The following is a 6,000-nucleotide window of genomic DNA, read 5'->3' as shown; positions in this document are numbered from 1 at the left end:
ATGCTCCAGAAAACGGGGGCGGATCATCAAGGGCCGGACTCTAGCTCCGCGTGGAGGAAATTCTCAGGGGCACGTCACGCTCTCTGCAGTAGAAAAGGCAACATGGCGCCGGAAAGAGAACCGAAGGCGACGACTCCGATCAAGCCCGCCGTTATGGTCGCTCCCACCAAATGCCAGTGCTGTCCATAGTCATAGAGCCCGAGATGCTGCCAAAGGGCGATGCGGCCAAAGCCGATCAACCCCAGCAGGGCGCCGAGCGCCGCGCCGGTGGGGGCCTCGCGCAAGGCGACCCGCCACCAATCCCGCAGCCTCACCTGGCCGAGCGCTAAAGCGCGGATGATCAGGGATGTCGCCTGGCTGCCGCTGTTGCCGCCCGAACTCATGATCAAGGGGATGAACAGAGCCAGGACCATCGCCTTTTCCAACTCCAATTCGAAATATTGCATGACGCTGGCCGTGAGCATTTCGGCCAGCAAAAGGATGCTCAGCCACCCCGCGCGTTTGCGAAACATGGCGAAGAAGCCCGCATCGAGATACGGGCGGCCCAACGCTTCAAGGCCCGCGAACTTCTCAGCATCTTCCGTGTTCTCCGCCACCAAGGCGTCGATGACGTCATCGACCGTGACGAGGCCGATGGGGCGTTCCGCCTCGTCTATAACGGGCAAGCCAAGCAGATCATGGCGGCGGATGAGCTCTATCACTCGTTCCTGATCCGCCAGCGCAGCAACGCTGACCGGGGAGCGAAGAGCGATCTCGATGACGGGAGCGTCAGGGGCGAGATTGATCAGCTGTCGGAGAGACAAGGTCGCGACGAGCTTACCGACGTCGTCGGTCAGCAAAATCGAATAGACCGAGTCGCTCATGCCGGCGAACGCGCGGATGCGTTCAAGCGCCTGGGCCGCCGTCAGATGCATCGGCATGGCGATATAGTCGGTGGTCATAAGTCCCGCAGCGCTATCGTGAGGCCACGACATCAGGCCCGCCAGGCAATGACGCAAATCGCGGGGCAGTCGGCCGAGAACCGCGCGGCCTTTCGCGCCCATGGCGGCCAGAACGTCAGCGGCCCGGTCATCCGCCATCCCCGCCACCAACTCTCCCGCCTGCGCCGGCGAAAGAAGCGCCAACACCTTGGCCGCATTTGCGAACTCAGGCCGATCGAGCGCGCCCACAGCGTCGGCGATCGGCATGCGAAGCAGACTTTCCGCCGCCTCGGGAATGGAAAGCGCCTGAAGCGCCGCGGCCGTGTCTGCAGGGCGGTGCGCACGCGAGAGGCTCTGCGGTTGTTCCCTAAACGCTCTTGTCATCCTGGCCTCTCGCCCCTTTGAAAACGCCGCGCTGCGGTAAGGCGGCCTGCTGAGCGGGGTCCTTCCTCGGAGGAGGTCATAAGGTCGTCCCCTGCGGCTCGAATTCAGCTCATGTGACCTCTTGGCGGCGAAGGAGAGACGAAGCCCTCTTCTCACATCGGCGGCTGTTCGCAGGGACGCACGCGGAGGCGCGTCGCGGGCGCGGACGGGCCGAAACCCTCGACTTGACGATCAAGGATCTTTCTTCTGGACCTATCTTGTCGTGAGCCAACGGCCGTCGCCGTCACAGCGCCCGCCGCATTCCCAGCAGCGCCGGAGAAAAGCCCGGGTCGGTGAGGAGAAACCGGACGGCCGCGCTTGTTCGACACGAAAGAAGGCGGCGCTGCGCCAGCAGGCTTTGCTCTACGCGCGCCCGCGAACGATGTCCTTGTTGGCCGCTTGGGTCTTGGGACCCTGTCGATCCAGCGCTTCCGTTCGCGCCGGACGATTGGCGTGGTTTGCGCCTTGCTGCACGGCTTCGCCCTCAAGGGCTTCGCCTTCGTCCATATAGTCCGCGACTTCTCCCGCCGCCGGCGGCGCCAGAGAACTGTCTGAAACCTCTTGGCTCGCGTAGGCGCGCGGTTCCGATCGGCTGTCCTGCTTCATCGGTTTGTCGCGTGGAGCAACCGGGTCAGTCGCCGCATTCTGAGAGGCGGCGGTCGATGACGAGGCGTTCTGATGGGGCATGGTCGTCTCCGTGGATATCCTCTCCTATCCAAGCCCAGCCCATCCCTTGTGTTCCATACCGCAGAGGCGTTTCGGCGCCGCGCGGGTCTTTTCGCCGCCCGTCGCGAACCCGGTCCCAGGGCCGTCAGACTCAGAACCTTCTGATCCGACAACGTCCATGCTTCACGATGGACGCCATATCGCCGCCGAAGGCTTGGACCGCCTGGACGGCTGAGGGTTGTCCTCAGATAGAGCCCGTCATCAACGCGCCGCCGGCCCTCCGGCCGTCGAGAGACGCTCTCGCCGTCCGGAGGCGGCGCGCAACACGGAAACGTCTCGAAACTGCGCAGGTCCGGCTGTGGCGTCGAGGTCGATCTATCGCCCAGGAGCGGTTCCGGCCGGAGCGACGCGCCAAACCGTGTTGGACAGGTCGTCGGCCACCAGCAGAATCCGGCGCCGGGGATCGAACCAGACGCCCACGGGACGGCCGCGAGCTTCGCCTTTGTCCGTCAGAAAACCGGTCAGGAAGTCGACGGGCGGGCCGGCCGGCCGGCCGCCGGAGAACGGAACCCAGGCCACCTTGTAGCCCGCCAGATCCTGACGATTCCAGCTCCCATGCTGTCCGATGAAGGCCCCTTCGGCGAAGGCGCCGCCGAAGCCGCCGCCGCGGGCGAACGAGAGACCGAGGGCCGCCACATGGGCTCCCAGGGCGTAATCCGGCTTCACGGCCGTGGCCGCCAGTTCCGGCTTCTGGGGTCGCACGCGCGGGTCGACGTTCTGGCCCCAGTAGCTGTACGGCCAGCCGTAGAAGGCGCCGTCGCGGACCGAGGTCAGATAGTCCGGAACGAGCTGGGGTCCGATTTCATCTCTTTCGTTCACTACGGCCCAGAGAGCGGCGCTCGACGGCTCGATCGCCAGGGCGGTGGGATTGCGGATGCCGCGGGCGATGGTCCGACGCGCGCCCGTGGCCCGATCGACGGCCCAGACGACCGCCCGCTCCTCCTCCACGGCCATACCCCGCTCGCCCGCATTGCTGTTGGAGCCGATGCCGACGTAGAGGGTCGATCCATCGGCGCTGCTGGTCAAGGCCTTGGTCCAGTGATGATTGAGGGCGGACGGCAGGCGCGTCACCTCTTCAGGGGAGGCCGCGATGCGGGTCTGCCCTTCGACATAGGGGAAGCTAACCAGGGCGTCCTGCTCGGCCACATAGATGCGGCCGTCGACATAGGCCAGGCCATAGGGCGCGTTGAGACCGTCGATGAAGACCGTGCGGACTTCGGCGCGGCCGTCGTTATCGGCGTCGCGCAACAGCGTGACACGGTCCCCGCCCTCGACCTTCGTGTTGCCCTGCTTCTTGATGACCCCTGCGATGACGTCCTTCGGCCTCAAGGCCGGAGCGCCGCCGCCCCGCCCCTCGGCCACGAGGATGTCGCCGTTAGGCAGGACCAGCATCTGACGCGGAATACGCAGGTCCGTAGCGAGGGCCGTCACCACGAAGCCTTCGGGGGCGCGCGGCGTCTCATCTCCCCATCCTACAGGCCGGGCGATACGCATCGGCGGCAGCAGGGTTTCCCTGATCTCCGGCAAGTCAGGCGCCGGCCCGACTTCGTTGATCCCTTTTTCGCTTCGACCGCAGGCGGCCAAAGCCACGGCGCCGGCCAGGGCTCCGCACAGAAGGAGGTTGCTGCGGATCATCGGCCAGCCTCCTCGTCCAGCATCCCGGAATAGCGCAGCCAGCCCGCAAGCAGGGCCAGAGCGCAGCACAGGGCGGACAGGGTGACGCCGAGCGCCCCCACGGAGCTCCATCCGTCCTGACTATGCTTGAATGCGTTCGCAAGGCCGACAAGGCACAAGACCCCCAGGACGCCGCTGTACAGAAGGTGCAAGACCCCGCGACGACCCCAAGCCAGGTCGATCAGGCTCCATACGAAAGCCGCCCCGCCGAAGATCAGACCGCCGACGATCGCCCAGGACGAGAAGTTGCTCCATTGCATCTGCGCGGTCCGGAGATAGACCGCGTCCGTCGCGGTCCCGAGGCTGAACAGGGCCACCGGAACGCTCAGGATCAGCCCCTGCAAGGCCCGCCCCGGACCTGCCGTCGCGGTCATGGCCGGCTCTCGGCCAGTTCAACGCGACGAACCGCGCGGGCGCCGCGCGCCTTCATCCGCCGTCTCAGTTGCTCGCGGATGCTCCAGCCTTCCAGATGCATCAGATCGCTGATCGTATAGCCTTCCCGGGAAAGCGCTTCGCGCACGTCGCTGACTTTAAGGCAGGCGTGGTCTCGCTCGGCGATTTCAAAAGCGCGTTCGATGACATGGGTCTGGTTCATGGCTCCTCCTTCGCCTGACCCAATCGGCCCTAGGCCATGCGGTTCCGAGCCCGAACGATATGACGCAGGCTGGCGATGGTCCTGCAGGAGATTCCGCCCGCTTTCGAGGGCCAGACGCCCGGCGTGACGGCTTGCGCTCCGCTGCCGCCCAACGAGAACAGGATTTCAATGCGCGCGGGACATGGCGTCTGGGTGAGAAGGACCTCGGTCTTCCCTCCGCCCCGACGGCCAAGGCGGCGTCAACTCGTCGAATTGTTCGGCTGATGCGTGAATCCCCTGACGCCTGTCAGCGCGCGCGCGTCGCGTCCGATTTCCGCCTCAGTTCAACCGGTTATGGAGACGCCGTTCCGCAGCGCCGTCCGCCAGCCCAGCGTCGCAATCGCAGGCGGCTTCGGAAAGCGCGTCCTGATCGAGGACGAGCAGCCGCGCGCGACGAATCCGGACGGCGCCCTGACCCTGCAGATGGCGGCATGCTGCGTTAACGCTGGTGCGCTGCAGGCCGAGCATGTCCGCCAACTCGCCCTGGGTGATGGAAACCCCTCTCTCCTCGCCGGCGGCGGCGTTGAGACGAGCGATCCATTTCGCCAGGCGTTGGAAGGCCGTATGGCGGGCGTTGCAGCGGGCCTCGACGCCGAGAGCGCGCGCCCGCGACGCCGCATAGGCGGCGAGAAACTGGCAGATCCAGGCGTCCTTCAACACGACTTGGACCGCACTCAGCGGCGCGACAAAGCCCTCAGTCGGCAGAATGGCTCGCGTTTCCTCGGCGTCGATGATCGCGCTGATGGCCGCCTCCCAGCCCACAACGCTGCCGGGAGGAACGACGCCCACACAGACCCGGCGTCTGGAGGGAAAGAAACCGACAGCGCCGCTCAGGACGAAATAGAGGGCGTCGCCTGGCGGAGACTCGCCCGCCCGCAGCGAAAGGCGGCTCGCCGTCTCTGTCAGGACAGCCTGAACCTTCGGCGGCAGGACGACGTAGACGGGATGATCTTCCAGTCGCGTCCCCGCACGCCGGGGCGGACGCCCGGTTCTGACATCAGCGTGAAACCCGGTCATGGCTGATCCAACAAAAGCCGTCGGCGCTAAAGCCAGGCGGCGAACGATTTCGTTCTAATACCAATCTATCGTAAGCCCCTGCGTCCGGGACGGTTCCTCAGGCCATGAAGAAGGAGGCCGCCGCGGCGACCTCCTCACCACCGAATAGAGCGGATCAGCGTTCGCCGCCCTTACGCCCGGCCTCCGAAGCGCGTTCGGGATCATCAGCGAAATTGCCGCCGCGCTCCGAACCGTCGCTGTCATCGCCCCGACGCGAGGCGGATGCACCTCCCCCTCCATGCGAGGCCTGCCCGCCCTTCCGACCCGCTTCCGCCGCCAGTTCATGGTCCTTGGAGAAGCTGCGATCTTCCGGATCGACGCTGGACCCGCCCTTGCTGGCGATCTCGCGCTGTTTGTCCTCGTCCATGGCGGCGAAGCCGCGATTGGACGACGACGAGCCTTGCTGTTGCTGACCCTGTTGCTGGTTCTCAGCCATTGTTCACTCCCTTGTTTTCACTGATCGCCCCGAGGGGCTCCCTTCCAACCCGCCCTCCTTCGCAGGGTTCACCCTTCGCCGGCCATTGACCGTCACCCGACAGAAGGCGCTCGCCCCGTCGCCGACGGGAA

At 65.8% G+C, this 6,000-nt stretch carries 7 protein-coding genes; all 7 read right to left on the bottom strand.

The features are described 5' to 3' along the window. Window positions 1–74: 74 nt before the first annotated feature. Entirely contained in the window at window positions 75–1,304 is a 1,230-nt protein-coding gene (gene mgtE / locus EGK63_RS10730; RefSeq protein ID WP_125901438.1) for a magnesium transporter, read from the bottom strand. Between the two features lie 402 nt (window positions 1,305–1,706). Next, window positions 1,707–1,949, bottom strand: a complete 243-nt coding sequence (locus EGK63_RS10725) for a hypothetical protein (RefSeq protein ID WP_125901437.1) — start codon at window positions 1,947–1,949, stop codon at window positions 1,707–1,709. Between the two features lie 435 nt (window positions 1,950–2,384). After that, window positions 2,385–3,704, bottom strand: coding sequence for a sorbosone dehydrogenase family protein (locus EGK63_RS10720; RefSeq protein WP_125901436.1), 1,320 nt, complete (start codon window positions 3,702–3,704; stop codon window positions 2,385–2,387). Then, a complete protein-coding gene (locus EGK63_RS10715) occupies window positions 3,701–4,117 on the bottom strand; it encodes a DUF2231 domain-containing protein (protein ID WP_125901435.1) in 417 nt (138 codons plus the stop codon). Before EGK63_RS10715 ends, EGK63_RS10720 begins: the two co-directional genes overlap by 4 nt. Continuing rightward, on the bottom strand, window positions 4,114–4,338 hold the full coding sequence (locus EGK63_RS10710) for a hypothetical protein (RefSeq protein ID WP_125901434.1): 225 nt from the start codon (window positions 4,336–4,338) through the stop codon (window positions 4,114–4,116). Before EGK63_RS10710 ends, EGK63_RS10715 begins: the two co-directional genes overlap by 4 nt. A gap of 318 nt (window positions 4,339–4,656) precedes the next feature. Then, the gene (locus tag EGK63_RS10705; protein ID WP_125901433.1) at window positions 4,657–5,394 is read right to left on the bottom strand and encodes a Crp/Fnr family transcriptional regulator; all 738 of its coding nucleotides are present in this window, start codon (window positions 5,392–5,394) and stop codon (window positions 4,657–4,659) included. Between the two features lie 154 nt (window positions 5,395–5,548). After that, complete coding sequence (locus EGK63_RS10700) at window positions 5,549–5,869, bottom strand: general stress protein (protein ID WP_125901432.1); 321 nt, start codon at window positions 5,867–5,869, stop codon at window positions 5,549–5,551. Window positions 5,870–6,000: the final 131 nt, after the last annotated feature.

Origin of the sequence: Brevundimonas sp. 357 (genome assembly GCF_003938605.1) — a bacterium.
Taxonomy (GTDB): Bacteria; Pseudomonadota; Alphaproteobacteria; order Caulobacterales; family Caulobacteraceae; genus Brevundimonas.
Note: the sequence above shows the minus strand (reverse complement) of the source record. Positions and strands in the feature narration are given on the sequence as shown.